23 protein-coding genes and 1 tRNA gene are annotated in these 25,087 nt (G+C 64.2%); 11 read left to right on the top strand and 13 right to left on the bottom strand.

All coding sequences use genetic code 11. The features are described 5' to 3' along the window. Positions 1-4: 4 nt before the first annotated feature. A complete protein-coding gene (locus ACG0Z6_RS10145) occupies positions 5-556 on the top strand; it encodes a hypothetical protein (RefSeq protein ID WP_394460969.1) in 552 nt (183 codons plus the stop codon). 13 nt (positions 557-569) lie between these two features. Continuing rightward, positions 570-923 carry a YnfA family protein gene (locus ACG0Z6_RS10140; protein ID WP_394460967.1) on the top strand — a complete coding sequence of 118 codons (354 nt, stop codon included), beginning with the start codon at positions 570-572 and terminating at the stop codon, positions 921-923. A gap of 126 nt (positions 924-1,049) precedes the next feature. Here the strand turns inward: ACG0Z6_RS10140 and ACG0Z6_RS10135 are convergent. Further along, a tRNA-Met gene (locus ACG0Z6_RS10135) sits at positions 1,050-1,126 on the bottom strand. 95 nt (positions 1,127-1,221) lie between these two features. On the opposite strand from ACG0Z6_RS10135, the gene ftsY reads away from it, so the two are divergent. Beyond that, complete coding sequence (ftsY, locus tag ACG0Z6_RS10130; protein WP_394460965.1) at positions 1,222-2,352, top strand: signal recognition particle-docking protein FtsY; 1,131 nt, start codon at positions 1,222-1,224, stop codon at positions 2,350-2,352. Positions 2,353-2,380: 28 nt separating this feature from the next. Here ftsY and ffh read toward each other — a convergent pair whose 3' ends face one another. Beyond that, positions 2,381-3,763 (bottom strand): signal recognition particle protein, encoded by a 1,383-nt coding sequence (ffh, locus tag ACG0Z6_RS10125; protein ID WP_394460963.1) that lies wholly within the window; start codon positions 3,761-3,763, stop codon positions 2,381-2,383. A 46-nt stretch (positions 3,764-3,809) separates the two neighbouring features. On the opposite strand from ffh, the gene ACG0Z6_RS10120 reads away from it, so the two are divergent. The 8 genes from ACG0Z6_RS10120 (at position 3,810) to ACG0Z6_RS10085 (ending at position 14,566) form a co-directional block, all read left to right on the top strand. Continuing rightward, entirely contained in the window at positions 3,810-4,616 is an 807-nt protein-coding gene (locus ACG0Z6_RS10120; RefSeq protein ID WP_394460961.1) for a cytochrome C assembly family protein, read from the top strand. Further along, a complete protein-coding gene (locus ACG0Z6_RS10115; protein WP_394460959.1) occupies positions 4,613-4,855 on the top strand; it encodes a PP0621 family protein in 243 nt (80 codons plus the stop codon). Before ACG0Z6_RS10120 ends, ACG0Z6_RS10115 begins: the two co-directional genes overlap by 4 nt. Positions 4,856-4,863: 8 nt before the next feature. Continuing rightward, positions 4,864-6,552 carry a sensor histidine kinase gene (locus ACG0Z6_RS10110; protein WP_394460957.1) on the top strand — a complete coding sequence of 563 codons (1,689 nt, stop codon included), beginning with the start codon at positions 4,864-4,866 and terminating at the stop codon, positions 6,550-6,552. Next, positions 6,549-8,048 (top strand): sigma-54-dependent transcriptional regulator, encoded by a 1,500-nt coding sequence (locus tag ACG0Z6_RS10105; RefSeq protein WP_394460955.1) that lies wholly within the window; start codon positions 6,549-6,551, stop codon positions 8,046-8,048. The genes ACG0Z6_RS10110 and ACG0Z6_RS10105 overlap by 4 nt, the downstream gene beginning before the upstream one ends. Then, positions 8,038-8,631 (top strand): 1,6-anhydro-N-acetylmuramyl-L-alanine amidase AmpD, encoded by a 594-nt coding sequence (ampD, locus tag ACG0Z6_RS10100; RefSeq protein ID WP_394460953.1) that lies wholly within the window; start codon positions 8,038-8,040, stop codon positions 8,629-8,631. The genes ACG0Z6_RS10105 and ampD overlap by 11 nt, the downstream gene beginning before the upstream one ends. Before the next feature lie 604 nt (positions 8,632-9,235). Then, positions 9,236-12,139, top strand: a complete 2,904-nt coding sequence (locus tag ACG0Z6_RS10095; RefSeq protein WP_394460951.1) for a ribonucleoside-diphosphate reductase subunit alpha — start codon at positions 9,236-9,238, stop codon at positions 12,137-12,139. A gap of 322 nt (positions 12,140-12,461) precedes the next feature. After that, a complete protein-coding gene (locus ACG0Z6_RS10090; RefSeq protein WP_394460949.1) occupies positions 12,462-13,643 on the top strand; it encodes a ribonucleotide-diphosphate reductase subunit beta in 1,182 nt (393 codons plus the stop codon). Between the two features lie 206 nt (positions 13,644-13,849). Continuing rightward, positions 13,850-14,566, top strand: a complete 717-nt coding sequence (locus ACG0Z6_RS10085; protein WP_394460947.1) for a histone — start codon at positions 13,850-13,852, stop codon at positions 14,564-14,566. Positions 14,567-14,678: 112 nt separating this feature from the next. Here the strand turns inward: ACG0Z6_RS10085 and ACG0Z6_RS10080 are convergent, their stop codons facing one another. The 11 genes from ACG0Z6_RS10080 to ACG0Z6_RS10030 form a co-directional block, all read right to left on the bottom strand. Next, complete coding sequence (locus ACG0Z6_RS10080; RefSeq protein WP_394460946.1) at positions 14,679-15,830, bottom strand: DUF3426 domain-containing protein; 1,152 nt, start codon at positions 15,828-15,830, stop codon at positions 14,679-14,681. 43 nt (positions 15,831-15,873) lie between these two features. After that, positions 15,874-16,797: a 50S ribosomal protein L11 methyltransferase gene (prmA, locus tag ACG0Z6_RS10075; protein WP_394460945.1), complete on the bottom strand. Its 924-nt coding sequence runs from the start codon at positions 16,795-16,797 to the stop codon at positions 15,874-15,876. Between the two features lie 77 nt (positions 16,798-16,874). After that, positions 16,875-18,224 carry an acetyl-CoA carboxylase biotin carboxylase subunit gene (gene accC / locus ACG0Z6_RS10070; protein WP_394460943.1) on the bottom strand — a complete coding sequence of 450 codons (1,350 nt, stop codon included), beginning with the start codon at positions 18,222-18,224 and terminating at the stop codon, positions 16,875-16,877. Positions 18,225-18,238: 14 nt separating this feature from the next. Then, a complete protein-coding gene (gene accB, locus ACG0Z6_RS10065) occupies positions 18,239-18,697 on the bottom strand; it encodes an acetyl-CoA carboxylase biotin carboxyl carrier protein (RefSeq protein WP_394460941.1) in 459 nt (152 codons plus the stop codon). Positions 18,698-18,748: 51 nt separating this feature from the next. Continuing rightward, the gene (gene aroQ, locus ACG0Z6_RS10060; protein ID WP_394460939.1) at positions 18,749-19,186 is read right to left on the bottom strand and encodes a type II 3-dehydroquinate dehydratase; all 438 of its coding nucleotides are present in this window, start codon (positions 19,184-19,186) and stop codon (positions 18,749-18,751) included. 150 nt (positions 19,187-19,336) lie between these two features. Then, entirely contained in the window at positions 19,337-19,921 is a 585-nt protein-coding gene (locus tag ACG0Z6_RS10055; RefSeq protein WP_394460937.1) for a TlpA disulfide reductase family protein, read from the bottom strand. Beyond that, complete coding sequence (locus ACG0Z6_RS10050) at positions 19,918-20,517, bottom strand: hypothetical protein (RefSeq protein WP_394460935.1); 600 nt, start codon at positions 20,515-20,517, stop codon at positions 19,918-19,920. Before ACG0Z6_RS10050 ends, ACG0Z6_RS10055 begins: the two co-directional genes overlap by 4 nt. Beyond that, positions 20,514-21,245 carry a monofunctional biosynthetic peptidoglycan transglycosylase gene (gene mtgA / locus ACG0Z6_RS10045; RefSeq protein WP_394460933.1) on the bottom strand — a complete coding sequence of 244 codons (732 nt, stop codon included), beginning with the start codon at positions 21,243-21,245 and terminating at the stop codon, positions 20,514-20,516. The genes ACG0Z6_RS10050 and mtgA overlap by 4 nt, the downstream gene beginning before the upstream one ends. Before the next feature lie 3 nt (positions 21,246-21,248). Then, positions 21,249-22,133, bottom strand: a complete 885-nt coding sequence (gene aroE, locus ACG0Z6_RS10040) for a shikimate dehydrogenase (RefSeq protein ID WP_394460932.1) — start codon at positions 22,131-22,133, stop codon at positions 21,249-21,251. Between the two features lie 33 nt (positions 22,134-22,166). After that, on the bottom strand, positions 22,167-23,021 hold the full coding sequence (locus tag ACG0Z6_RS10035; protein WP_394460930.1) for an energy transducer TonB: 855 nt from the start codon (positions 23,019-23,021) through the stop codon (positions 22,167-22,169). Between the two features lie 7 nt (positions 23,022-23,028). Beyond that, positions 23,029-25,056: a ribonuclease catalytic domain-containing protein gene (locus ACG0Z6_RS10030; protein ID WP_394460928.1), complete on the bottom strand. Its 2,028-nt coding sequence runs from the start codon at positions 25,054-25,056 to the stop codon at positions 23,029-23,031. Between the last annotated feature and the right edge of the window lie 31 nt (positions 25,057-25,087).

The following is a 25,087-nucleotide window of genomic DNA, read 5'->3' as shown; positions in this document are numbered from 1 at the left end:
CCCGGTGACGGATGCTGAATTGCTGGCCTTGCTGCAAGGCCTGGAGTGCTCGCTGCACAGCGGCCCACAGCGCGCCACACCCTGCCAAGCCTGGTGGGGTGACGATGGGGGCTGGGAGCAGCTGGGCCCGGTGCTGCTGGATTGGGCGGAGTCTGAGCTGGCTGCGGTGGCCCTGCACACTGCGCCCGATGGCCAGGCCGAGCTGCGCTTGCGCCTGGCTGCTGCGCACCTGGGCCGCTCGGACGAGGCGGCGCCGGGCCAGATGAGCTGGGGCTTTAGCAGCGGCTTGCAACTGTGCTTGGCGCTTGATGCCGCACAGCCGCTGTTGGCCGAGCAACACGCAGCGTGGTCCGCGGCCTTGGGTCGCGTGCGCCAGGGGCATTGGGTACAGGGTGGGCAGCGCCACCATGTGCTGGCCTTGCCCCTGCCCCCTTCGTGGAAAGACACCGCCCTGCAGCTGGAACTTGCGCAAGGCGACACGCTGCAGCTGCAGGCGCGGGGCCTGCGCGCGCAGTGGTTGCAGCCGCCGCAGTGGCGCGCCAGCTGCGCCTGCTGAAGGGAAGCCCGCCATGCTCGACACCCTGCGCACCTGGGCCCTGGAACTGTGGCGCCCGCTGTGCCTGTTCACCCTGACCGCCTTGGCCGAAATCGTGGGCTGCTACCTGCCTTGGCTGTGGCTCAAGCAAGGGCGCAGTGCCTGGCTGTTGCCGCCTGCCGCCGCCGCACTGGCGCTTTTTGTGTGGCTGCTTACCCTGCACCCCAGCGCCAGTGGTCGTGTCTATGCGGCCTACGGCGGGGTCTACGTCACCGTGGCGCTGCTCTGGCTGCGCGTGGTCGACGGCGTGGCTTTGAGCCGCTGGGATTTGCTGGGTGCAGCCGTGGCTTTGCTGGGCATGGCCATCATCGTGCTGGGGCCGCGATGATGTGCTGATCCAGTCCGGGTGCACATCAAGTGCTTAGGGGCAGAAATTCAGCACTGAGGCCCCAAAGCAAAAAGCCACCGCTAGGGTGGCTTTGCTGTCTAAGTGCTTGACGCACCAGGACTTTTTTGGTGGCGCTTCAGGGATTCGAACCCCGGACCTGCGGATTATGATTCCGTCGCTCTAACCGGCTGAGCTAAAGCGCCTTTGTTTTGTTTCGCTGTTTGCTGCGAAGACCGCCATTCTATACAAGGTTTCGGAGACAATGCAAGCGTTGCGATAAATTTTTTTGGCGGTCGGCATGTTCAAGTTTGTGAAGCGCCTGTTTGGTGGGTCTGACAGTGCGGAAGCTCCGGCTCCAGCGCCCGTTGCAGCCAGCCAGGAGGCGGCAGTGCCGGCGGTGGAGCCGCGTGTGGCAGCCCCTGAGCCCTCAGCACTCAATAGCGCTGCAGCCGCCCCCCAGGCGCTTGAGGTGCCAGCGGTGGCGCCTGCGATGGCGCAGCTGCCAGCCAGTCCCGAGCCTGCTGCCCAGCCCCGCGCCTCGTGGCTGGATCGGCTCAAGCAGGGTTTGCGCAAGACCAGCTCCAGCATTGCCCAGGTCTTCACGGGCACGCAGATCGACGACCAGCTCTATGAGGAGCTGGAGGCGGCGCTGCTCATGGCCGATGCGGGTGTGAAGGCGACCACCTGGTTGCTGGAAGACCTCAAGCGGCGCGTGAAGGAGCACAAGGCCACAGACCCGCAAGCGGTGCGTGCTTTGCTGGTAGATGCGCTGACCGAGCTGCTCACGCCGCTGCAGCGTCCGCTGGAGGTGGGGGCTTACGCGCCCACGGTGATGATGGTGGTCGGGGTGAACGGCGCGGGCAAGACCACCAGCATTGGCAAGCTCACACGGCATTTGGCGGGCGCGCAGCAGAAGGTGCTGCTGGCTGCGGCCGATACTTTCCGTGCAGCGGCACGCGAGCAACTCTCGGTGTGGGCGGACCGCACCCAGGTGGAGATCGTGAGTCAAGAAGGGGGCGACCCTTCCGCGGTGACGTTTGATGCCGTGGTGGCAGGGCGTGCGCGCGGTTGCGACGTGGTGCTTGCCGACACGGCAGGGCGCTTGCCCACCCAGCTTCACCTCATGGAGGAGCTCAAGAAGATCAAGCGCGTGATTGGCAAGGCGCAAGACGGTGCGCCGCACGAGGTGCTGCTGGTGGTGGACGGCAACACGGGCCAAAACGCGCTGACCCAGGTCAAGGCGTTTGATGAAGCCCTGGGTTTGACCGGGTTGGTGGTGACCAAGCTGGACGGCACAGCCAAGGGCGGTGTGCTGGCAGCCATTGCGCGCGAGCGGCCCATCCCGGTTTACTTCATCGGCGTGGGCGAGAAGCTGGAAGACTTGCAGACCTTCAGCGCCCGCGAATTCGCGCAGGCGCTGCTGGAGTGATCTGAAACGGTGAAGGGCCGCAGGGCGGTCAGCCGCCCATCATGCCTTTGAGGCCCTTCATGCCGCCCATCTTCTTCATCATCTTCATCAGGCCGCCGCCCTTCATCTTCTTCATCATGCCCTGCATCTGGTCGAACTGATTCAGCAGGCGGTTCACCTCCTGGATCTGTACGCCCGCACCCGCGGCGATGCGGCGTTTGCGGCTGGCTTTGCTCTTGCCGTCCATCAGCAGGGCCGGGTGGGCGCGCTCTTTGGCGGACATGGCGTTGAGGATGCCCTCCATGCGCTTCATGTCGCGCTCGGCTTTGTCCATGTCGGCCGCGCCGGCCTTGGCCGTCATCTGTGTGGGCAGCTTGTCCATGAGGCTGGAGAGCCCGCCCATCTTCTTCATCTGCGAGATTTGCGCGAGGAAGTCGTTGAGGTCAAAGCCATCGCCGCTCTTGAGCTTGTCGGCGAGCTTTTGCGCGGCTTCGATGTCGACGCCTTTGGTCACCTCTTCGACCAGGGCCACGATGTCGCCCATGCCCAGCACGCGACCGGCGTGGCGCTCGGCGTCAAAGACTTCCAGGCCGTCGATCTTTTCAGACACGCCTGCGAACTTGATGGGCGCGCCGGTGATCTGACGCACCGACAGTGCCGCGCCACCGCGTGAGTCGCCATCGAGCTTGGTCAGGATGATGCCCGACAGGGGCAGGGCTTCTTTGAAGGCGCGCGCCGTGTTGACGGCATCCTGGCCCTGCATGGCGTCCACCACGAAGAGGGTTTCGATGGGGTTGAGCGTGGCGTGCAGATCGCGGATTTCCGCCATCAGTGCCTCGTCAATGGCCAGACGCCCGGCGGTGTCGACGATGAGCACATCGAAGTAGTGGCGCTTGGCGTGGTCCAGCGCCGCCAGCGCGATCTCGCGCGGCTTTTGCTCGGGGCTGGAGGCAAACCATTCACCGCCCGCTTGCGCGGTGACGGTTTTGAGCTGCTCGATGGCGGCGGGCCGGTAGACGTCGGCCGAGACCGTCAGCACCTTTTTCTTGCGCTTGTCGATGAGGTGCTTGGTGAGCTTGGCCGTGGTGGTGGTCTTGCCCGCCCCTTGCAGGCCGGCCATCAGGATGACGGCCGGGGGCTGTGCGGCGAGGTTGAGGTCTGCAACCCCTTCACCCATGGTGGCGGCGAGTTCTTTGTGAACCACCGAGACCAGCACTTGCCCGGGGTTGAGCGAGCCCACAACCTCCTGACCCAGTGCGCGTTCTTTGACGCGGGCGATGAAGTCGCGCACCACAGGCAGGGCTACGTCCGCCTCCAGCAATGCCACGCGAACCTCCCTGAGCATGTCTTGCACATTGCTTTCGGTGATGCGGGCTTGGCCACGCATTGTCTTAACAAGCTGGCTTAAGCGGTCGGTCAGGGTAGATGCCATGAATAGGGCGCGGCGAGGTTGGCTCCCGCGTCAGTACACTTTGTGCATGATTTTATCTGTCGGCACTCTGACTGCGGGGACGGGGGCACTGTTGTTGAGCAGCGGTGCGGCTCTTCTGGGCTATTTACTCTTGATTGCGGCGCGGCGCGTGCATCCGCGCTCCTTGGCCGCCGTGTGGGGGCTGCATGGTGTGGCGCTGCTGGTGGACATCGCCGGCGTGGGTTTGGACCTGCCCGGCGCGCGATTTGGCTTTGCACCGGCCCTGTCCATGACCACCTGGCTGGTGCTGGGTGTGTATTTGCTGGAAAGCCGCTTTGTGCCGCTGCCGGCCAACCAACGCATTTTGTGTGCGCTGGCCGCCGCAGGTGTGGCTGTGGCGGCTGTCTTCCCCGGCGAGGCTTTGGCGCACCCCAGCTCGCCGTGGTTGCCCTTGCATTGGGTGCTGGGCTTGGTGTCGTACGGGCTGTTTGCCGTGGCGGTGTGGCATGGCTATTTGCTGAACCGTGCCGAGCGCGCGCTGCGGCGCTCTCCGGGCCAGAACCTGCCGGGCTTGCCCTTGCTGCGCTTGGAGCGCTTGACCTTTCAATTTGTGGCGGCGGGTGTGTGCGTGTTGTCTCTGGCCTTGTGGCTGGGGTGGTGGCTGGCGCCGCATTGGCGCTGGGACCACAAGACTTTGTTCGCTGTGCTGGGCTGGTTGGTGCTCACCGGGCTGCTGACCGGGCGACAGGTGCTGGGCTGGCGCGGCCGACGCGCCACGCGCTGGCTGTACTTTGGCGCGGCTTTGCTGCTGCTGTCGTATGCGGGATCGCGTTTTGTGCTGGAGGTGATCTTGCAGCGAGGGGGCTCGGTATGAAGTATTTGCTGTTGATCCTCGTGCTGGGGCTGTTGTGCTTTGTGCTGGGGTGGCGGCGCGGCTCGGCGCGGCCGACCCAAAACAAGTCAAGCCCCAGACCCAGCCAGACGCAAGCCGCAGACATGGTGGCCTGTGCCTGGTGCGGTGTGCATGTGCCGGTGGGCGAGGCCGTGCATGGGCGACTGGGCTTGTTTTGCAGTGACGCACACAGGGTGCGCAAAGAAGGGCAAACGCCGTGAGCAATGGCTTGGACAGCAGTTTCGTGCGCCCGATTTGGGCCAGTGATGGTGGTGCTTCGACCTCAACTGCTGCTGAGAACAGCTCTTTTGGACGCATCTACCGCGCCTTTATGGGGGCGCGTTTTGCCCTGGCCGTGGCCCTGCTGGGCTCGCAAATTCTGTTGTGGTCCATCAGCGGGCGTTACTACGCATTGCCCTTCTATTTGGCGCTGGCCTATGTGCTGGTGACACTGGCGGGCTGGCTGCAGGCCAAGCGCGGCCCCGCCATCGTGACCCTGGCTGGCGCGCGCTGGTGGGGCAGCGTGGGTGTAGATTTGATTTGCTTCTCCGCGGCCTTGTCGCTGGAGCTCACCGCCACCACGCAAGGCGCACTGTTTGTGCTACCCGTGCTCATGGCTAGCATGCTCACACCTCGGCTTTGGGCCATGGCCACAGCGGCCTTTGCCTCGCTGGTGCTGCTGGGTTTGGCGGTGTGGAGTGTGGCCAGCGGAGCCGACAGCAGCAGCCGCATTCCGCAAAGCGGCTTGCTGGGTTGCGGGCTCTATGTCATCAGCCTGCTCAGCGGCGAGATCGCGGCGCGCTTGGCGCGCGAGGAGCGCAGCGCGCGCGGCAGCATGGCTTTGGCGCGCCAGCAGGTGGAACTCAACCGCCTGGTCATCGACGAGATGCAAGACGGCGTCATGGTGGCAGACCAGCGCGGCAAAGTGCGCGTGGCCAACCCCGCCGCACTGGCCTTGCTGACGCTGGAAGGCCAGCGTCCGGTGCTGCCTTTTGTGCTCAACCAAAGTCCGGGCTGGAGCAGCTTGCGTGAGGCTGTGCTGCAAGGCTACCGCAGCTTGCAGTGGCCGGAATCGGGCATGGACATTGAGCTTCGAGAAGCCGGCAAGGTGGTGCGAACCCTGCGCGTGCGGGGGTGTTTTGCGCGCAACCCGCAGTCCGGCGGGCATTTGTGCGTGATGTTTCTGGAAGACAGCCGCCAGCTGCAAGCGCGCTCGCGCCAAGAAAAGCTGGTGGCGATGGGGCGCATGTCCGCAGGCATTGCGCACGAGATTCGCAACCCTCTGGCTGCCATTGCCCAAGCCAGTGACTTGCTCGCCGAAGAGGTGCAAGACCCGCGCCACCAGCGCCTGCTGGGCATGGTGCAGACCAATGTGACGCGGCTCAAGCGCATCGTGGACGATGTCATGGAAGTGGCGCCTGGGCACGCGCCGCAGCCGCAAAGCCTGCTGCTGGAGCCCCTGGTGGAGGACTTTTGCGAGGACTGGCTCAGAACCCAGGGTTTGGCCTCAGGTGCGCAAAGCCGCTTGCATCTGGAGCTGACTGGGCTGCCGCTGTGGATCAGCTTTGATGCCGAGCACCTCAGGCGTGTGCTGGTGAACCTGCTGGACAACGCGCTGCGTCACGCCAACAACGAACCTGGCGCGGTGCGCGTTCAGCTGCAACCGCGTGACGAACGCTTCTTGGTTCTGGTGGTGGGCAATATGGCGCCTCCCATTGCCGCAGAGGTCGAGCCGCATTTGTTTGAACCCTTTTTCTCCACGCGCAGTCGAGGCACGGGTTTGGGCCTCTACATTTGCCGCGAGCTGTGTGAACGCTACGGCGGACGCATCTTCTACCGCTACAGCGGTGACTACAACGAGTTCTGTGTGCTTCTGCCGCGCGCCCCGGCCCCTGGGATTGCCAACAACAAACCATGAACAACAAAACAGAAGCCCATGTGCTGGTGATCGACGACGAGCCGGACCTGCGTGCGCTCTATGAGCTGACCCTGCTGCGCGAAGGCTATGTGGTGGACACCGCCGAGGACGTGGCCGAGGCCCTGAGCCTGTTGGAGTCGCAGCGCTACGAGGCCGTGATCACCGATATGCGCCTGCCCGACGGCAGCGGCCTGGATGTGCTGACCTGGTTGGACGAGCAAGGGCGCCCCGAGCGCGCTTTGGTCATCACCGCCCATGGCTCGGCGGAGAACGCGGTGGAGGCCCTCAAAGCCGGCGCCTACGACTACCTGACCAAGCCGGTGGATCTCAAGCAGTTCCGCATGGTTGTGGCCTCGGCGCTGGGGCGCGGGCTCCCGGCGCAAGCGGCTCCGGCCCCGGGTGCTGCGGCGCCTGCACCTGCCACACGCAAGCCTGTGCAGCGCGGGCCTGAGTCTGCGCTGACGCGCTTGATTGGTGACTCCGCTCCCATGCAGCAGGTGCGCGAGCTGATCCAAAAGGTGGCGCGCAGCATGGCGCCGGTGCTGCTGCACGGCGAATCCGGCACGGGCAAGGAATTGGTGGCGCGCTCCATCCATGAAGTCAGTTCCAGAACAGGTCAGGCCTTTGTGGCGGTGAACTGCGGCGCCATCCCGGAGCAGCTGCTGGAGGCCGAGTTCTTCGGTTACCGCAAAGGCGCTTTCACGGGCGCGCAAGAAGACCGGGAAGGCTTTTTCCAGGCCGCACATCAAGGCACTTTGTTCCTCGACGAAATTGGCGATTTGCCGCTGGCCATGCAGTCCAAACTGCTGCGTGCGCTGCAAGAGCGCTCGGTACGCCCGGTGGGTGCGGTGACTGAATCGCCGGTGAACGTGCGCCTGGTGAGCGCCTCGCACAAAGACTTGGCGGCCGAGGTGGCCGCGGGGCGCTTCCGGCAGGACTTGTACTACCGGCTCAACGTCATTTGCATCCGCGTGCCGCCGCTGCGTGAGCGCATGGATGATTTGCCGCTGCTGTGCGACTGGGTGCTGCGCCGCATTGCCCAGGACGCGGGCGTGCACCCCGTGCCGCGCCTGAGCCCGGCCGCGCAGGCGCAGCTGCAAAGCTATGCCTTTCCCGGCAATGTGCGTGAGCTGGAGAACCTGCTGCACCGTGCGCTGGCCTTGGTGGCGTCGGACGTGATTGGGGCCGAAGACCTGGGGCTGCCCGCCGCAGGGAGCATGGATGCGGCGGATGGAGATGCAGAGACGCTGCTGGCTGAGGCGGAATCCTCCGCTGCAACCGCAGCTGACTCAGCGGCTGACGTGCCGCGCGTGGCAGCGGTCATTCCTTCGGACTTGGTGACCCACCTGGATATGGTGGAGCGCCAAATCCTGCTGCAGGCCCTGGAAACCTACCGCTACAACCGCACCGCTGCTGGCGCGGCCATGGGCTTGACACTCAGGCAGATGCGCTACCGCATGGCGCGCCTGGGCATCACGGTGGACGATGACCACTGAGGCAGCGCTGTTCGAACCCTGTAGCGGCTCGCATTGGAGCGAGGGGTGGTGGCACGCTGCACGCCGCCTTGAGTCGCCACACATGGACGCCCGTCCCGACGGGGTCAGCGTGGATCTGGTGGTGCTGCACGCCATCAGCCTGCCCCCAGGCCAATACGGTGGACCGCAAATCGAACAGCTCTTCATGGGCGTGCTGGACACCCAGGCGCACCCCGCCACCGCGGGTCTCCAAGGCGTGCGGGTGTCGGCCCACTTTTTGATTCAGCGCTGCGGGGCGCTCACACAGTTTGTCTCTTGTGATGCGCGGGCCTGGCATGCCGGGGCTTCCAGCTTTCAAGGGCGTGAGCGGTGCAACGACTATTCCATTGGCATTGAGCTCGAAGGGCTCGACGGCGCGCTCTTCACCCCGGCCCAGTACGCCAGCTTGGCGCGGCTGCTCAAGGCCTTGGCGCAGCGCTACCCGATCGCCGCAGTGCAGGGGCATGAGCACATCGCGCCGGGGCGCAAGCGCGACCCCGGGCCGGGCTTCGATTGGGCGCGTGCTGCACAAGGCTGTCCGCTGGATTGGCAGTGGCCTGTGTGATGTTTTTTTCTCAGTTTGCTTAAGGAAAATCCTTGGGGGTTTTCCCAACGTTGCGCCGCCAGACCTGACGTGACCCGGCCTTGGTGCGCACCGGCCGCGCTGGCGCCGGCCCCATGAATACGCGCTTTTGCCGCCATCGTGCGCCAAAAGGTGCATCAAATCGGGGGCTCAGGGGGGACTTCGCGTATCCATCGGGGTGAGCGCCTGATGCTGCTTTGGCAAGCTGTTTTTGTATGAATTCAAGCTAGGGATGTGCCGAGGTCAACACGCTATAGATAGTGCTTGTGGGTGGTTTGTTACCCCAGATATAGTGTCTCGCGTGGTATCCTTCGGACCTGAAACGCTCACATGCCCGCACTTGCTGCTCCAGCGTTTGAGACCCTGCAAAAGCCTGGGTCTGGACGGGAGCTTGGCGCCGCATGCGCCGCCACAGGGCCTGCAGGATTGGCGCGTTCCAGTAGCCCGCCGCTGGGTTTTGAACCAGCCGGGCGGCATCTGAGCATGCGTCCGGACGCCAACCACCAAAACTTTCTGTGTGCTGTGCAGGGTCAATGCCCTTTGGCTGCTGCATGGCACGTTGATTTGACCGCTTGAAGGGGATTTCATGCACATCCAAGCCACCACGACCACAAGCCCGACTGCCGCAGGCAGCGTCCGTCAGGACGCACCTGCAATGGCTGGGACCTCGTTTGAGGGCTACCAGATCATTCGCCGCAACGGAGCTGTCGTGTCTTTCGAGCCCAGCAAGATTGCTGTGGCGCTGATGAAGGCTTTTCTGGCGGTCCATGGCACGACTGGTGCTGCATCGGCCAGCGTGCGCGAAACCGTAGATGGGCTGACCGAGTCGGTGGTGCGCGCGTTGCTGCGCTCGCGCCCCAGCGGCGGCACCTTCCACATTGAAGATGTGCAAGACCACGTGGAACTGGGGCTGATGCGTGGTGGTCACCACGAGGTGGCGCGGGCCTATGTGCTGTACCGCGAGCGCCGTGCGCAAGAGCGCCAGCGCCAGGTGCAGGCGCAACAAGCGGCCATGCTGGAGCACGGCATTCAGGTCGTGGACAAAGGCCAGCGCTTGCCGCTGGACTTGGAAAAACTCACCGCGCTGATTCAATCGGCCTGTGATGGCCTGGGCAGCGACGTCAAAGCCGAACCCATCCTGAACGAGACCAAGCGCAACCTCTACGACGGCGTGCCCATCGACGAGGTCTACAAGGCCGCCATCCTGGCTGCGCGCACGCTCATCGAGAAGGACCCTGGCTACACGCGCGCCACGGCTCGCTTGCTGATGCACACCATCCGCAAGGAAATCCTCGGTCGCGAGGTGGTGCAAGAAGACATGGCGGCGGTGTACCCCGAGTACTTCCCCAAGTTCATCAAAAAGGGCATTCAGGCGGAGTTGCTGGACGAGAAGCTTGGCCAGTTTGACTTGGCCAAGCTCGGCGCGGCTCTGCAGCCCCAGCGCGATTTGCAGTTCGACTACCTCGGCCTGCAGACGCTGTTCGATCGCTACTTCCTGCACGTGGAAGGCACGCGTATCGAAATGCCGCAAGCCTTCTTCATGCGCGTGGCCATGGGCTTGGCGCTCAATGAAATCGACCGCGAAGCCCGCGCCATCGAGTTCTATGAAGTGCTCTCCACCTTTGACTTCATGAGCTCCACGCCCACGCTGTTCAACAGCGGCACGCGGCGCTCGCAGCTCTCGAGCTGCTACCTGACCACGGTGTCGGACGACCTCGACGGCATCTACGAGGCGCTGAAGGAAAACGCGCTGCTGTCGAAGTTCGCTGGCGGTCTGGGTAACGACTGGACGCCCGTGCGTGCCCTGGGTTCGCACATCAAGGGCACCAACGGCAAGTCGCAAGGCGTTGTGCCTTTCTTGAAGGTGGTCAACGACACGGCCGTGGCCGTGAACCAAGGTGGCAAGCGCAAGGGTGCGGTCTGCGCCTACTTGGAGAGCTGGCACCTGGATATCGAAGAGTTCCTGGAGCTGCGCAAGAACACCGGCGACGACCGCCGCCGCACGCACGACATGAACACGGCCAACTGGATTCCAGACCTGTTCATGAAGCGCGTCATCGAAGGTGGCGAGTGGACGCTGTTCAGCCCCTCGAACTGCCCCGACCTGCACGACCTCTTCGGCCAAGCCTTTGAAAAGGCCTATGTGGAGTACGAGGCCAAGGCCGATCGCGGCGAGATCAAGCTCTACAAGCGCATGCCCGCTCGCGACCTCTGGCGCAAGATGCTGACCATGCTGTTCGAAACGGGCCATCCTTGGATCACTTTCAAGGACGCTTGCAATGTGCGTTCGCCCCAGCAGCATGTCGGCGTGGTGCACTCGTCCAACCTGTGCACCGAGATCACGCTCAACACCAACGAGAACGAAATCGCGGTGTGCAATCTGGGTTCGGTCAATCTGTCGCAGCACATCCGTGACGGCCAGATCGACCACGCCAAGTTGAAGAAGACGGTGTCCACGGCCATGCGCATGTTGGACAACGTGATCGACATCAACTACTACGCCGTCAAGAAAGCTCGCGACTCCAACTTGCGCCACCGTCCGGTGGGCTTGGGCCTGATGGGCTTCCAGGATGCGCTCTACCAGCTGCGCACGCCTTATGCATCGGACGCTGCGGTTGAGTTCGCTGATCGCTCCATGGAAGCCATCTGCTACTACGCCTACTGGGCCTCGACCGAGCTGGCCCAAGAGCGTGGCCGCTACAGCAGCTATCGCGGTTCGCTGTGGGACCGTGGCATCTTGCCCATCGACTCACTGAACCTGCTGGCCGAAGCGCGCGGTGGCTACGTGGAAGTCGATCGCTCCACCACCATGGATTGGGACGCGCTGCGTGCGCGCATCGGCGAGCACGGCATGCGCAACAGCAACTGCGTGGCGATTGCGCCCACGGCGACCATCTCCAACATCATCGGCGTTGACGCCTCCATCGAGCCCTGCTTCGGCAACCTCTCGGTCAAGTCCAATCTGTCGGGTGAGTTCACCGTCGTCAACGAGCACCTGGTGCGTGACCTGAAGAACCTCGGCCTGTGGGACGACGTGATGGTCATGGACCTCAAGCACTTCGATGGCAGCCTGCGTCGCATCGACCGCGTGCCCGAGGAGCTCAAGGCCCTGTACGCAACAGCATTTGAAGTCGAGCCCGTGTGGCTGGTTGAAGCCGCCGCGCGTCGTCAGAAGTGGATCGACCAGGCACAAAGCCTCAACATCTACATGGCAGGTGCATCGGGCAAGAAGCTCGACGACACCTACAAGCTGGCATGGCAGCGCGGTCTCAAGACCACCTATTACCTGCGCACCATGGGCGCGACGCATGCCGAGAAGAGCACGGTGTCCACGGCCGGTCAGCTCAATGCGGTGAGCAATCAGTCCGGCGGCTATCACGCGGCGCCCGAAGCCGCAGTGCCTGCGGTGATCGAGATGGCTGCTGTCACGCCGGCCACTGATGTGCAGCTTTGTGCCATCGACGATCCGGGTTGCGAGGCCTGTCAGTGACCCTGTGTTGAGCGGCGGGGCCTCATCTGAACGATGCATGCTTGCGACACTGTGCCTGCATCGTTTCTTGAGGTCTCTTCGTTCTTGCACGTGGAGTGCTGAAGTAGTTGGCAAAGCCTCAGAACCCCGTGTTCATCGGGGTTGTGGGTGATTGAGTGCAAGACATTGGGCGTGTGTGTTGGCCCGATGTCCAGCAACAAATGCGGCAGAGGGTGCTGGTGTTTTCGATGCGATCGAGCAACGGAGAAGGGCGCCCGATGTCAAGAAGTCCTTGGTGTTTGAACGCAACACTCAGATAATTCACGACGATAGGAAGGCAACCATGTTGGTTTGGGACGAAGACCAGAAGCCATCAAGCAGCGCAGTGAAAAGCGCCTCGACCAGCGAGCCGGCTCAAGCAGCCGTGCGCGACGACCTCGCTACCGCGTCGGCTGGGGCTCAAGGCCCGGCCCACGCCGCTGACAGCAGCATTCAGGCTGCAAGCACCCGACGCGTGAATGTGGCCGACAAGCGCATCATCAACGGCCAGACCGATGTCAACCAGCTGGTGCCTTTCAAGTACAAGTGGGCTTGGGAAAAGTACCTCGCCACATGCGCCAATCACTGGATGCCGCAAGAGATCAATATGTCTCGCGACATCGCCCTTTGGAAAGACCCCAACGGTCTTTCCGAAGACGAGCGCCGCATCATCAAGCGCAACCTCGGTTTCTTTGTGACGGCTGATTCGCTGGCGGCCAACAACATTGTGTTGGGCACCTATCGCCACATCACCGCGCCTGAGTGCCGTCAGTTCCTGCTGCGCCAGGCCTTTGAAGAGGCCATCCACACCCACGCGTATCAATACATCGTTGAGTCGCTGGGCCTGGATGAAAGCGAGATCTTCAACGCCTACCATGAGGTGGACTCGATTCGGGCCAAGGACGAGTTCCTGATTCCCTTCATCGACGCCATCATGGACCCTGAGTTCCACACCGGAACCCAGGAGGCCGACCAGACCTTGTTGAAGTCGCTGATCGTTTTTGCTTGCCTCATGGAAGGCTTGTTCTTCTACGTCGGCTTTACACAGATCCTGGCCTTGGGTCGTCAGAACAAGATGACCGGCGCTGCTGAGCAGTACCAGTACATCCTGCGCGACGAGTCCATGCACTGCAACTTCGGCATCGACCTGATCAACCAGATCAAGCTCGAGAACCCACAGCTGTGGACGCCTCAGTTCAAGGCCGAGATCAAGCAGCTCTTCGAGACTGCTGTGGAGCTTGAGTACCGCTACGCAGAAGACACCATGCCGCGCGGCGTGCTGGGTCTCAATGCGGGCATGTTCAAGGGCTACCTGCGTTACATCGCCAACCGCCGCGCCGTTCAAATCGGTCTGGAAGCCTTGTTCCCCAATGAGGAGAACCCCTTCCCGTGGATGAGCGAAATGATCGACTTGAAGAAGGAGCGCAACTTCTTCGAGACGCGGGTGATCGAATACCAAACGGGCGGAGCGCTCTCCTGGGACTGAGGTCCAGCAGACGGCGGCCTGGAAAGCAAGAATTGAAGAGATCAAGCTTGGCACCACACATACCGTTCGACGCAGAAGCGACGGGTGTGGTGGTGCATCGTGATTCACTGCACTGCGGCGCAGCTCGTGGGTGGTGGATATCTCCGTGTGGGCCGACCGGTTGAGTCTGCACGGAGGGTGTTTTCACTTGATCAAGGAGAACTGAAATGGCAACTGCGAAGAAGGCCGCTGCACCTAAAGCTGCAGCCAAGAAGGCTGCACCTAAGGCTGCTGCTAAGCCTGCGGTGAAGGCCGCTGCGAAGAAGGCTGCGCCCAAGGCTGCTGCTAAGCCTGCGGTGAAGGCTGCTGCAAAGAAGGCTGCACCCAAGGCTGCTGCTAAGCCCCCGGTGAAGGCTGCTGCAAAGAAGGCTGCACCCAAGGCTGCTGCCAAGCCCCCGGTGAAGGCTGCTGCAAAGAAGGCTGCACCCAAGGCTGCTGCTAAGCCCCCGGTGAAGGCTGCTGCGAAGAAGGCTGCACCCAAGGCTGCTGCTAAGCCCCCGGTGAAAGCTGCTGCAAAGAAGGCTGCACCCAAGCCTGCTGCCAAGCCCTCGGTGAAGGCTGCTGCAAAGAAGGCTGCACCTAAGGCTGCTGCCAAGCCTGTGGCGAAGACCGCTGCTGCCAAGCCGGCAGCTAAGGCTGCAGCCAAGCCCGCAGTGAAAGCTGCAGCAAAGGCAGCCACACCTAAGGCCGCTGCCAAGCCTGCAGTGAAGGCTGCCGCTGCCAAGCCGACCGCCAAGGCTGCTGCCAAAGCCCCGGCCAAGGCAGCGGCCAAACCGTCGGTGAAGGCCGCCGCTGCAGCACCCTCTGCTGCTCCAGCGCCTGCTGCGAAGACTGCGCTGAGCCCCCAGGCTGCGTGGCCTTTCCCGACTGGCAACAAGCCCTAAGCTTTGGCAAGTTCGGCGCTGCTGCGCCGGATGTGCTGCGAGCCCGACCTTTGGGTCGGGTTTTTTTATGCTTGCTGCAAAGCCTTATGCGGCACTGCTGTGCAGCGCAAGCTTAGGGCTCAAACACCTCGATGTTGTAGCCTACAACTGCTTGGCTGCCACTGCTGAAAACGTAATGCAGCGCTTGCTCCGATCCCGCCGGAAGCGATGCTAGAGCAGGTGTGAGCTCAGAGGCGGCCAGCATGCGCCGTGCAATGAGGCGGCCGTTGCTGTCGCTGACGCTGAGGTCTACCGAGGGTAGGGCCAGGTCCCATTCGGTTTTGTTTTTCAAAACCAGATTGAGGCGGTAGTTGCGTCCGGAGCTGCCTTCTTGCACTAGGCTGCTGCTTTGCACGGCGATGCCTTCTACATGTTGCCAGGGCCCAATGCTGCAGCCGAAGGCTGCGCACATGGCTTGAAGACTGGGGCGCAAGCCGGGGTGCTGGGCGCTGAGGCGATCGCGGAAATGCCATCCCAGTTGCAGACTCAGAACAAGCGTCAGTATGAGGCCAAGCGTGCCCAAGGCCAGACGCACGCCCGGGCGTTGCCAGCGTGCGCGTCGCTCGGCTTGGCGTATGAAGCTGGGAGTTGCTACCTGCGCCTGCGTAGGATCTGCGGTGGCGCTCAAGTAAGAAGGGGCGAGTTCTTCCCAAAGGCGTGAGTCGGTGGCTGCGGCTTGTTCGAGCGCCAGGTCACTGAGCACGTCACCTGCGGTGTGCAGCGGCGGCGGTAAAGCAGATGCTGCATCCAGTATGGGCTCGATACGGTCGAAGTCTGAGCTGGGCGAGGTCTGGGTTCGAGCCTGCTCAGCTGAGATCTGCATCACGGAGTCGGGTTGCGGCGGCGGGGAGCCATTGTGTGGTGCTGGCTCGCTGCGTGGGGCTGGGGCAGATTGGGGCCAGACCGACTCAAGCAAGTTGGCTTCGTCGATGTGCGCATGGCTGCTGGTCGCCAATGCAGGAGGTGCCACCTGCGAAGGGCTGTGCGCCGCCTCCGCGTCGGGTGCGGGCTCGGGTTGAGTGGCGGCGGCTGTGTTGTGCTCGGCGACATCCTCAACAGTGGGCCACGGCGGAGGCGCTTCGCGCGAGAGGTCAAAGAGCTGCTGTTGCGCGTCGAAGATTTCTGCGCAGCGGCCGCAGCGCACCCAACCTTCGGAGACGCGCAGCTGGTCTTGCACCACTCGGAAGATGGTGCCGCAGGCTGTGCATCGGGTGGCGAGATTCATGCCGCGATGATGCCATGTGCCTGCGGCATGCCTGAGCGTGTCTTCACGGGTGTGTCGTGTTGGGGCGCTGTGCCGTCATCAATATCCAGCCGTCTTCGCGGTCGCTGACATCGAGCTGTACATAGGGTGCATAGGCTTGCTGGAGCTCCTCGGCTTGCCGCTCCAAGATGCCGGCCAGCACCAAGCGCCCCCCTGGTTGGAGGTGTTGGGTCAGCAGCGGGGCCAGCAGCTTGAGTGGTGTGGCCAAGATGTTGGCCAACACCACGGGGTACTGGCCTTGCGCGGCGTCCGGCAGGGCGGCGTGGACGGTGACTTGGTTGTCGCGTGCATTGGCCTGTGTGGACTGCACGGCAGCGGGGTCGATGTCGACGGCATCAATGCCTTGGGCGCCAAACAGGCCTGAGGCAATGGCCAGGATGCCCGAGCCGCAGCCGTAGTCCAGCACGCGGGGCCAGTGCGCCGCTTCGGCCGCGTGCTGAGCAATCCAGCGCAGGCACATGCGTGTGGTTGGGTGGGTGCCAGTGCCAAAGGCCAGGCCTGGGTCCAGGCGCATGACGTGGCTGGCCTGGGCTGGCGCCTGGTGCCAGGAGGGCACGATCCAGAACGTCGGGGTGATCTCCACCGGCGCGAATTGCGATTGCGTCAGGCGCACCCAGTCCTGCTCGTCCACGGGTTGGATGGTTTGGACATGCACGTCCTGTGCCCAGTCCTGAGACAGCAGCAGGGTGGTGGCTTGGGTGGCGGCGGCTTCGGTTTCAAACAGGGCCTTGACCACCGAGCGCTCCCAGCCCGGCTTGGGGGCGGGCATATTGGGTTCGCCAAAGAGGGCTTTCTCGGCGTCGGTGTCGGCGTCGGCGTCTTCAACGGAGACGGACAGGGCGTCGAGCTCCATCAGCGCGTCGCTGACGAGTTCAACGGCTGATTCGGCGCAGATCAGAATCAGCTCATGCAAGGTGGCGGCGCTCATGGCGTGGTCCTTCCCAAAATGACAAGGCCCCCGGCGTGGCAACGCGCGGGGGCATGCGGGCACAAAGCGTTGGAGGCTTAGCGCTTGTGCTGGCTCATCCAGCTCTCCAGGTAGTGGATGGTGGTGCCGCCTTCAACGAATTTGGCGTCCACCATCAGCTCGCGGTGCAGCGGGATGTTGGTCTGAATGCCTTCCACCACGGTCTCCGACAGGGCAGTGCGCATGCGGGCCAGGGCCTGCTCGCGGGTGTCGCCGTGGCAGATGATCTTGCCGATCATGGAGTCGTAGTTGGGCGGCACAAAGTAGTTGGTGTAGGCGTGCGAGTCCACGCGCACCCCCGGGCCACCAGGCGCATGCCAAGTGGTGATGCGGCCGGGTGAGGGCACGAACTTGACCGGGTCTTCGGCGTTGATGCGGCACTCAATGGCATGGCCGCGCATGGTGATGTCGCGCTGCGCGAAGGGCAGGCGCTCGCCAGCGGCGATGCGGATTTGCATCTGCACGATGTCGATGCCGGTGACCATTTCCGTGACCGGGTGCTCCACCTGAACGCGCGTGTTCATTTCGATGAAATAGAACTCGCCGTTTTCGTAGAGGAACTCGAAAGTGCCCGCACCGCGGTAGCCCATCTTTTTGCAGGCCGCCGAGCAGCGATCGCCGATCTTCTCGATCAGGCGGCGAGGAATGCCCGGTGCCGGTGCTTCCTCGATGATTTTTTGGTGGCGGCGCTGCATGGAGCAGTCGCGCTCGCCCAGCCAGACGGCGTTCTTGAAGCCATCGGCCAGCACCTGGATTTCCACATGGCGTGGGTTCTCCAGGAACTTCTCCATATAGACCTCGGGGTTGCCAAACGCAGCCCCCGCCTCGGCCTTGGTGGTTTGCACGGCGTGCACCAGCGCAGCTTCGGTGTGCACCACGCGCATGCCGCGACCGCCGCCGCCGCCTGCGGCCTTGATGATGACCGGGTAGCCCACGGCGCGGGCGATCTTGACGATTTCCTTAGGGTCGTCGGGCAGCGCGCCTTCAGAGCCGGGCACGCAGGGCACGCCAGCTTTGATCATGGCCTGCTTGGCCGAGACCTTGTCGCCCATCGTACGGATGTTGTCGGGCGTGGGGCCGATGAAGGTGAAGCCGCTGCGCTCCACGCGCTCGGCGAAGTCCGCGTTTTCCGACAGAAAACCGTAGCCCGGGTGGATGGCTTCGGCGTCGGTGACTTCGGCCGTGGCGATGATGGCGGGCATGCTCAGGTAGCTCTGCGCGGAAGGCGCAGGCCCGATGCACACGGCCTCATCGGCCAGCTTGACGTACTTGGCGTCGCGATCTGCCTCCGAGTAGACAACCACCGACTTCACACCCAGCTCGCGACAGGCGCGCTGGATGCGGAGGGCGATTTCACCGCGGTTGGCAATGAGAATCTTTTTGAACATGGCTCGGGGGTGGCTTACTCAATGATGAACAAGGGCTGACCGAATTCAACCGGCTGGCCGTTTTCCACCAGGATCTTGGTGATGGTGCCGGCCTTGTCAGCCTCGATCTCGTTCATGATCTTCATGGCCTCGATGATGCAGATGGCCTGGCCTTCCTTGACCTGCTGGCCCAGTTCGCCAAAGGGTTTGGCGCTGGGGCTGGAGGCGCGGTAGAAGGTGCCCACCATGGGGGACTTCACCACGTGGCCGGTGACGACGGGCTCGCTCACAGGCGCGGCCACGGGTGCGGCAGGCGCGGCTGCAGCCACCGGGGCGGCGGCCACGGGCTGGGCGGCCACCGGCAGGGCAGCGACCAAGGGGCTGCCGTCGGACTTGACGATGCGCACCTTGCCATCGGCTTCGGTGATTTCAAGTTCAGAAATGTTCGACTCGGACACCAGGTCGATCAGGGTCTTGAGCTTGCGCAGGTCCATAGAAAAGTCTCCAACGGGAAAAGGGTAAAAACAGGTGGATGGGCGCCGGATTCAGGCGCCGCGTTGGCTCAAGGCGTACTGCAACGCCAGCCGGTAGCCCTGGGGACCAAGTCCGCAGATCACGCCCACCGCGATGGCTGAAACCATGCTGTGGTGGCGGAAGGGCTCTCGCTGGTGGATGTTGGACAGGTGCACTTCGATGAATGGCAGTTTGACGGCGCTCAGAGCGTCCCGAATCGCGACGCTGGTGTGGGTGTAGGCGGCGGGGTTGATGATGATGAAGCCCGTGCCGTCCTGCCCTGCCGCCTGGATGCGGTCGATCAGCGCGCCTTCGTGGTTGCTCTGAAAGCTCTCCAGAGTGGCTCCGGCATCCTCGGCCATTTGGCGCAGATCGTCGTTGATCTGAGCCAAAGTGGTGGTGCCATAGACCCCGGGCTCCCTGTTGCCAAGGAGGTTCAGATTGGGGCCGTGGAGTACCAGAATTTGCATTGGCGACCGGTCCAAGCCATTGGAGCCAAGACACTAGTTGCGAGAAAGGCCGAACTTTACGCGCATTTGGGAGGAGATCTCAGCAGGTGGCCAAAAATTTATCCCTTGACCTCTTTCGCAGGCGGTGGCTGGGTCAATCCCCCAAAATGGTTATGTTGACGACAATTGCCGGGCCATTTGGTGCAGTTCATCGCGGTGTGCTGCACCCAGCTTGCGCCAGAAGAGGCGGCCCTGGGCGTCAAAAGCCACGCTAAAGGGCAGGCCTCCTCGGGTATTTCCTAGGCCTCGCGACAGGGCAATGCCAGGGGCCCCGGCCAGGGCAATGGGCAGATGCACCGGGGTGCGGGTCAGAAAATCGCGCACGGCCTGGGCTTCGTCCACGGCCAGCGCTAGGCCCTGCCAGTGCTGGGCGGAGGCTTCTTGCAGAAACTGGGCGATGTCTGGCAGCTCTTTGACGCAAGGCGGGCACCAAGTGGCCCAGAAGTTCAGCAGCAGGGGGCGGCCCCCAAAGCGTTGAATGGGCACCAGCGGCGGGCCGTCCAGGGTGGCAAAAGGGGTTTGCCACCAGTCAGCGGCGGCCTGGGCTGTATCCACCGCGGTGGTGGCGGAGGCCGCAGTGGCGGGCAAGTCGGTCGCGGGGGCGTTCTTGCTTTGCTGGCTGCGGTAGGCCAAGAGACCAGCGCCCACGGCGCCCAGGCCCAGGGCGGTCCAAGCCAAGAGGGGGCGGCGTTTCATGATGGGGCGCTCTCCTGAAGCAGGCGTTGCAGTGCGTGGAGGTCGCCACGTTCGGTCAGGCCTTGGGCATCGGGCTTGAGGGCGCCGCGCAAGTCGTCCTTGTCCAGAATGGTCAGGGCCAGCGGAATGCTTTCACCCAGAGCCGGGCAGGGGACGTGCAGCACCAGGCAGTCCACGTTCTGACCGCGCGGACCGCGAACTTGGCCCACGTCGTAATCCAGACCCTGGTTGATGAGAGTGATTTCGGTGCTTTTGGTGTCGTCGCAATAGAGCTGCAGGTGCACGCTGGAGAGCCGCGTGGCCGTGCCCCGCCAGACGGCACCGCACAGATGGGGGCGGAATTCGGCCAGGCGCGCCATCCAGCGTGCGGCCAGCTCGCGCAGGGCCAGCAACTCGGCGGGTTGGGTGTCGGCGCAAAAGAGGGCGATGTACTCGCGCACCTGCGCTTCAATCTGTTCGTTGTTGGGCAGCGCTGTGCGCGCAGGCAACCCCAGCAGCTTGACGGCTCGGGTTTTGGCCGGCCCCCACTCCAGCCCCTCTTCGACGATGAGACGCGCCGCGGTGGCGGCGATTTCCAGGGTGGTGTTGGCGTTCATGGCAAGTCCACCGCGCCCATGCGCGCCACCACGGTGGCGGCGCGGCCCAGGACATAGGGCGAGTTGGGCCGTTTTTCGAAGCGCTTGGGGGCGGGCAGCATGACGGCCAGCCTGGCGGCCTGGTGGGCGCTCAGGCGTGCTGCATCCACCCGGAAGTAGTGGCGTGCGGCGGCTTGGGCGCCAAACACGCCCTCACCCCATTCCACGTGGTTGAGGTAGATCTCCAGGATGCGAGGTTTGGACAGCAGGGCTTCCAGCATAAAGGTCAGCACCAGCTCCTGGCCTTTGCGGGCCAGGGTGCGCTCGCCGCTGAGAAAGAGGTTTTTGGCCAGCTGCTGGGTGATGGTGGAGCCACCCACCACCTTGGCGGGCTTGGCCGCATTGCCTTGACGTTCGGCGCGGCGCTCGGCGCGCGCTTGCTCGCGCTGGTTGCGCTCCCAGGCCTTTTCAATCGCGTCCCACTCCACACCGCCGTGGTCGTTGAAGCCAGCGTCCTCGCTGGCGATGACGGCGCGCTTGAGCTGAGCGGAGATGCGCGACTCGTCCATCCACTGCTGGCTCCACAGCACGCGGCCGTCCTCGCGTGCCAGGCGCAGCATTTCTGAGCGCTCAAACGTGGTGGACTCCGGGGCCAGCACGGCCATGAGCGCAATGCGCCCGGCGAAAAACAGCTGCAGGCTCAAAAAGCTCAAGATCAGCAGGAGACCGAGCCGTAGCAGTGCGCGCATGGCTCAGGCCTCCGCTGCCTGGTCCACTTGCTGGCGCAGCGCAGCCAGCACGGGTGCCGTGTCGGGCCGCACGCCACGCCACAGCGCAAAGGCTTCGGCGGCTTGTTCCACCAGCATGCCCAGGCCGTCGCGCACCTGGCCCTGGGGCCCGACTTGCTCGCGTGCCCATTGCAAAAAGGGCAGGGCGGCAGGGCCGTACATCATGTCCAGGGCCAGCGCGCCGGGCTCCAGCACGGGCGGCAGATGCGCTGGCAGTGGCGCGGTGCCCTGGTCCAGTGAGGCGCTGGTGGCGTTGATCAAGACCTCATAGCGCCCTTGCGCTTGGTCGAGCGCGCCGGCGCTCAGCGCCACGCCGTGTTCCGCGGCCAGCGCCTGGTGGCTGTGCACCAGGGCCTCGGCCTTGGCGGGGTTGCGGTTGAGCACGCGCAGTGCTGACGGCCCTTCTTGCAGCAGCGCACCGAGCACGCCGGCGGCCGCACCACCTGCGCCCAGCAGCAGCACGCGGCGCCCGCGCAGCGGGGTCTGGGCGTGGACCTGGATGTCGGCCACCAGGCCGGCGCCGTCGGTGTTGTCGCCCAACCAGCCCTGCGCGTCAAAGCGCAGGGTGTTGACGGCCGCGGCCTGCGCGGCGCGGGGCGTGAGCCGCGCGGCCAGGGCTTGGGCTTCAAACTTGAAGGGCACCGTGATGTTGCAGCCGTGCGCGCCGCGTGCGGCCAGGGCCTGCAGGGTTTCGCGCAGACCCTCTAGCGGACTGAGCACGCGCTCGTAGCTCAGCGTTTGCTGGGTCTGTGCGGCGAAGGCCTGATGGATGGCGGGTGAGCGGCTGTGCGCAACCGGGTTGCCGACCACGGCGTAGAGCGCTGGAGTGTTGGCGGGGGTGGTGTTCATGTCTGGAAAGCGGCGCGTGGCGGGCGTCGGGCGTTAGCGGCTGCTGGACATGGAGGTTTCCAGCCCGTCCTCACGCGTGAAGCGAAACCGCGAGGTGATGACCAAGATTTCAGCCTGTTTGCGCATCTCGGGGGTGAAGACCTCAAAGGGCGCGCAGGCCTGCACGATGGAGACGGCGCGCTTGTCCAACAAGGCGTTGCCCGAGCCGCGCACCACCTTGGCCTCGGCAATGCGCCCGAGGTGGTCGACCGAGATGTTCATGGTCAGCTCGCCGTAGAGCTTGCGGCCGTTTTGGGTGGGGAAGTCGCGCGTGCCGCGCGCCTCGACACGGCGGCGCAGGGTGTCGTAATACTGGGCGTAGGCCACTTCGCGCGTGGCCGGGCTGACATAGCGTTTGCGCGGGCGCGCGTTCTCGCCGTTGATGCGCTTTTCAATCACGGCCAGCAGGTCCACCATCTGGCGGCGGCGCTCTTCCAGCGCGCGGGCATTGGCGTCGCCCCTGTCGCGGTCAGGGTCGGGCAGGGGCAGCTTGGCGATGTCGTTGCGCAGCTGCGTGAGTATGTCTTGCTGAATGGCCTTGAGCTGGGCGATGTGGGCCGCTTGGGTGTCGATGTCGGTGCCGGTTTCGTTCACCGGCGCGGGCGCCATCATGGAGGAGGCGCGCAGGTGTTCGGCGCTGTCGCCCCCGCCCGTGAGGTTGGCTTGCGCCAGCACCTGTGCCTTTTCAGGCGCTTGGTCGGTGCGGGCGTTGACCAGCACCACCTCCAGCGGTGTCTCGCTGAAGATGCGGTTGAACTGCTCGGGTGCGGCAATGCGCATGGCGGCCAAGCCCAGGTGCACGCTGGCCGAAGCCAGCAGCGCAATGTGCAGGGTGCTGAGCTTGGCCATGCTGCGCTCAGCTGGCCGAGGGCGCGGCGTTGGCATCGGGGGCGTCGTCGCTGCCCACGTCGATGACCAGGGTCAGCACGCCCGCATCTTCGTCGTCCTCGGGGGGCTCGCTCGCAGCGGCGGCGGCTTCGTCCAGGCGCTCCACGAAGTTGGCGTGCAGGTCCAGCGTCAGCTCGTCCATGCCGGTGATGCGCACGCGCACATGCGCGCCGCGCGGCAGGCTGTCGCAGCCCAGCGCACGGAACACCAGCGGCAGGGTGTCGGCCCGCACCAGCCCGTCTTTCAAGACCACGGCATCGAGCTCGGTCACGCCCTGCTGCTGCAGCCAGCGCAGCGTCCAGTAGCGTTCGATGCCGCGTTGGAAGTCGTTGTAAGCGCTGTAGGCGGTGTCAAAGCCGGAGATGATGGAGAAGAGCTGCGCGTCCTTAGGCTTGAAGGGGGCGACCAATGCTGCGGTGCGGCCATGGCGCGCGCAGGCAATGATTTGCCACTGGTTGACCAAGTCCACATAGCGGCGCAGCGGCGAGGTGGCCCAGGTGTACTGCGCCACGCCCATGCCTGCATGGGGCTGGGGTTTGATGCCCATGCGCACCTTGATGCCTGGGGCCAAGCTGGCTTGGCTGCGGTAGATGCCCGGCACGCCGCAGTCGGCCAGCTGCGCACCCCAGTGGCTGTTGGCCAGAATCATGGCCTCGGCCACGATCAGGTCCAGCGCCGTGCCGCGTGCGCGCTGGCTGATGTCCACCGTCTCGCTGCCGTCGGGCTCGCTGCTGCGTTCGCCCAGCAGCCGGAAGTTGAAGTCCGGGCGGTTGAAGGTTTCGGGCTTGCCGCGCACCACTTCGCGCTTGGCCTTGAGGCTTTGTGCCAGGCGGTAGGCAAAGGCCAGCTCGGGGGCAAAGGCGTAGTCGGCAGGCGCTTGGCCTTGCAGCGTGGCGTCGGTGACGATGCCTTCGAGCAGGTCGTGGCGCAGATTGGCCACCACGGGCACGCACTCCAGCTGGGTTTCGTAGCGGCGAATCTCCAGCGTGGCCTCGTCAATCTCGAAGTAGATGGACACGGCCGGGCAGTCGCGGCCTTCCACCAGGGTGTAGGCCTGCACCACCTCGTCGGGCAGCATGGTGAGCTTCCAGCCCGGCATGTAGACGGTGGAGAAGCGGTCGCGCGCCACTTTGTCGATGGCCGAGTCGGGCTCGATGGCCAGGCCCGGTGCAGCAATGTGCACGCCGAACAGCACCGTGCCGCTGCCCAGCCCACGCACGGACAGCGCATCGTCGATTTCCGTGGTGCTGCTGTCGTCGATGGAGAAGGCCTGCACGGGCGCCAGTGCCAGGCTGTCTTTGACCGGCGGCGCTTGCAGCGCGGGGAAACCCACGCCCTTGGGGAAGTGCTCGAACAAAAAGCGCTTCCAGTGGAAGAGGTAGGGGCTGGTGATGGCGCCCGCGCCTTTGAGCAAATCCAGCGGCGCGGTTTGGCTGCGCTTGGCGGCCTCCACCAGGGCCTTGTATTCCGGCCCGTTTTTGTCGGGTTTGAAGAGGATTTTGTAGATCTGGTCGGCAATCGGCGTGGGGCACTGGCCTGCGGCCAGCTCGGTGGCCCATTGCTCGATTTGTGCGAGCACCTGCTTTTTGCGCTCTATGCCCAGCAAGGCGGCCTTGACCACATCGGCCGGCGCCTTTTTGAACATGCCCTTGCCCATGCGGCGGAAGTAGTGGGGGGCGTCAAAGAGCCGAAACAATGCCGCGGCTTGCTGTGCCTGGCTGGCACGGGCGTCGAAGTAGTCGCGTGCAAAGTCGGCAAAGCTGAACTCGGTGTCGGGCGCGAATTCCCACGCCAAATCCAGGTCAATGTCCTGCGCCAGTCGCTGGCCTTCGCCCACGAGTTCCGCGGGGCTGGGTTGGGTGAAGCGCAGCAGTACCTGCGCCGCTTTGACTTTGACGCGCTTGCCGCTGTCGAGCTCGACTTGCATCGAGGCTTCGGCTTCGGACATCACGCGGCCGGCGAGGAATTTCCCGCCTTCTTCATAGAGAGCAAACATAGCGGGGGGATTGTCGCTGATCTGCCTGCGC

The sequence above is a fragment of the Roseateles rivi genome (assembly GCF_043555845.1).
GTDB lineage: Bacteria > Pseudomonadota > Gammaproteobacteria > Burkholderiales > Burkholderiaceae_C > Roseateles > Roseateles rivi.
This window is presented reverse-complemented; position numbering and strand designations above follow the sequence as displayed.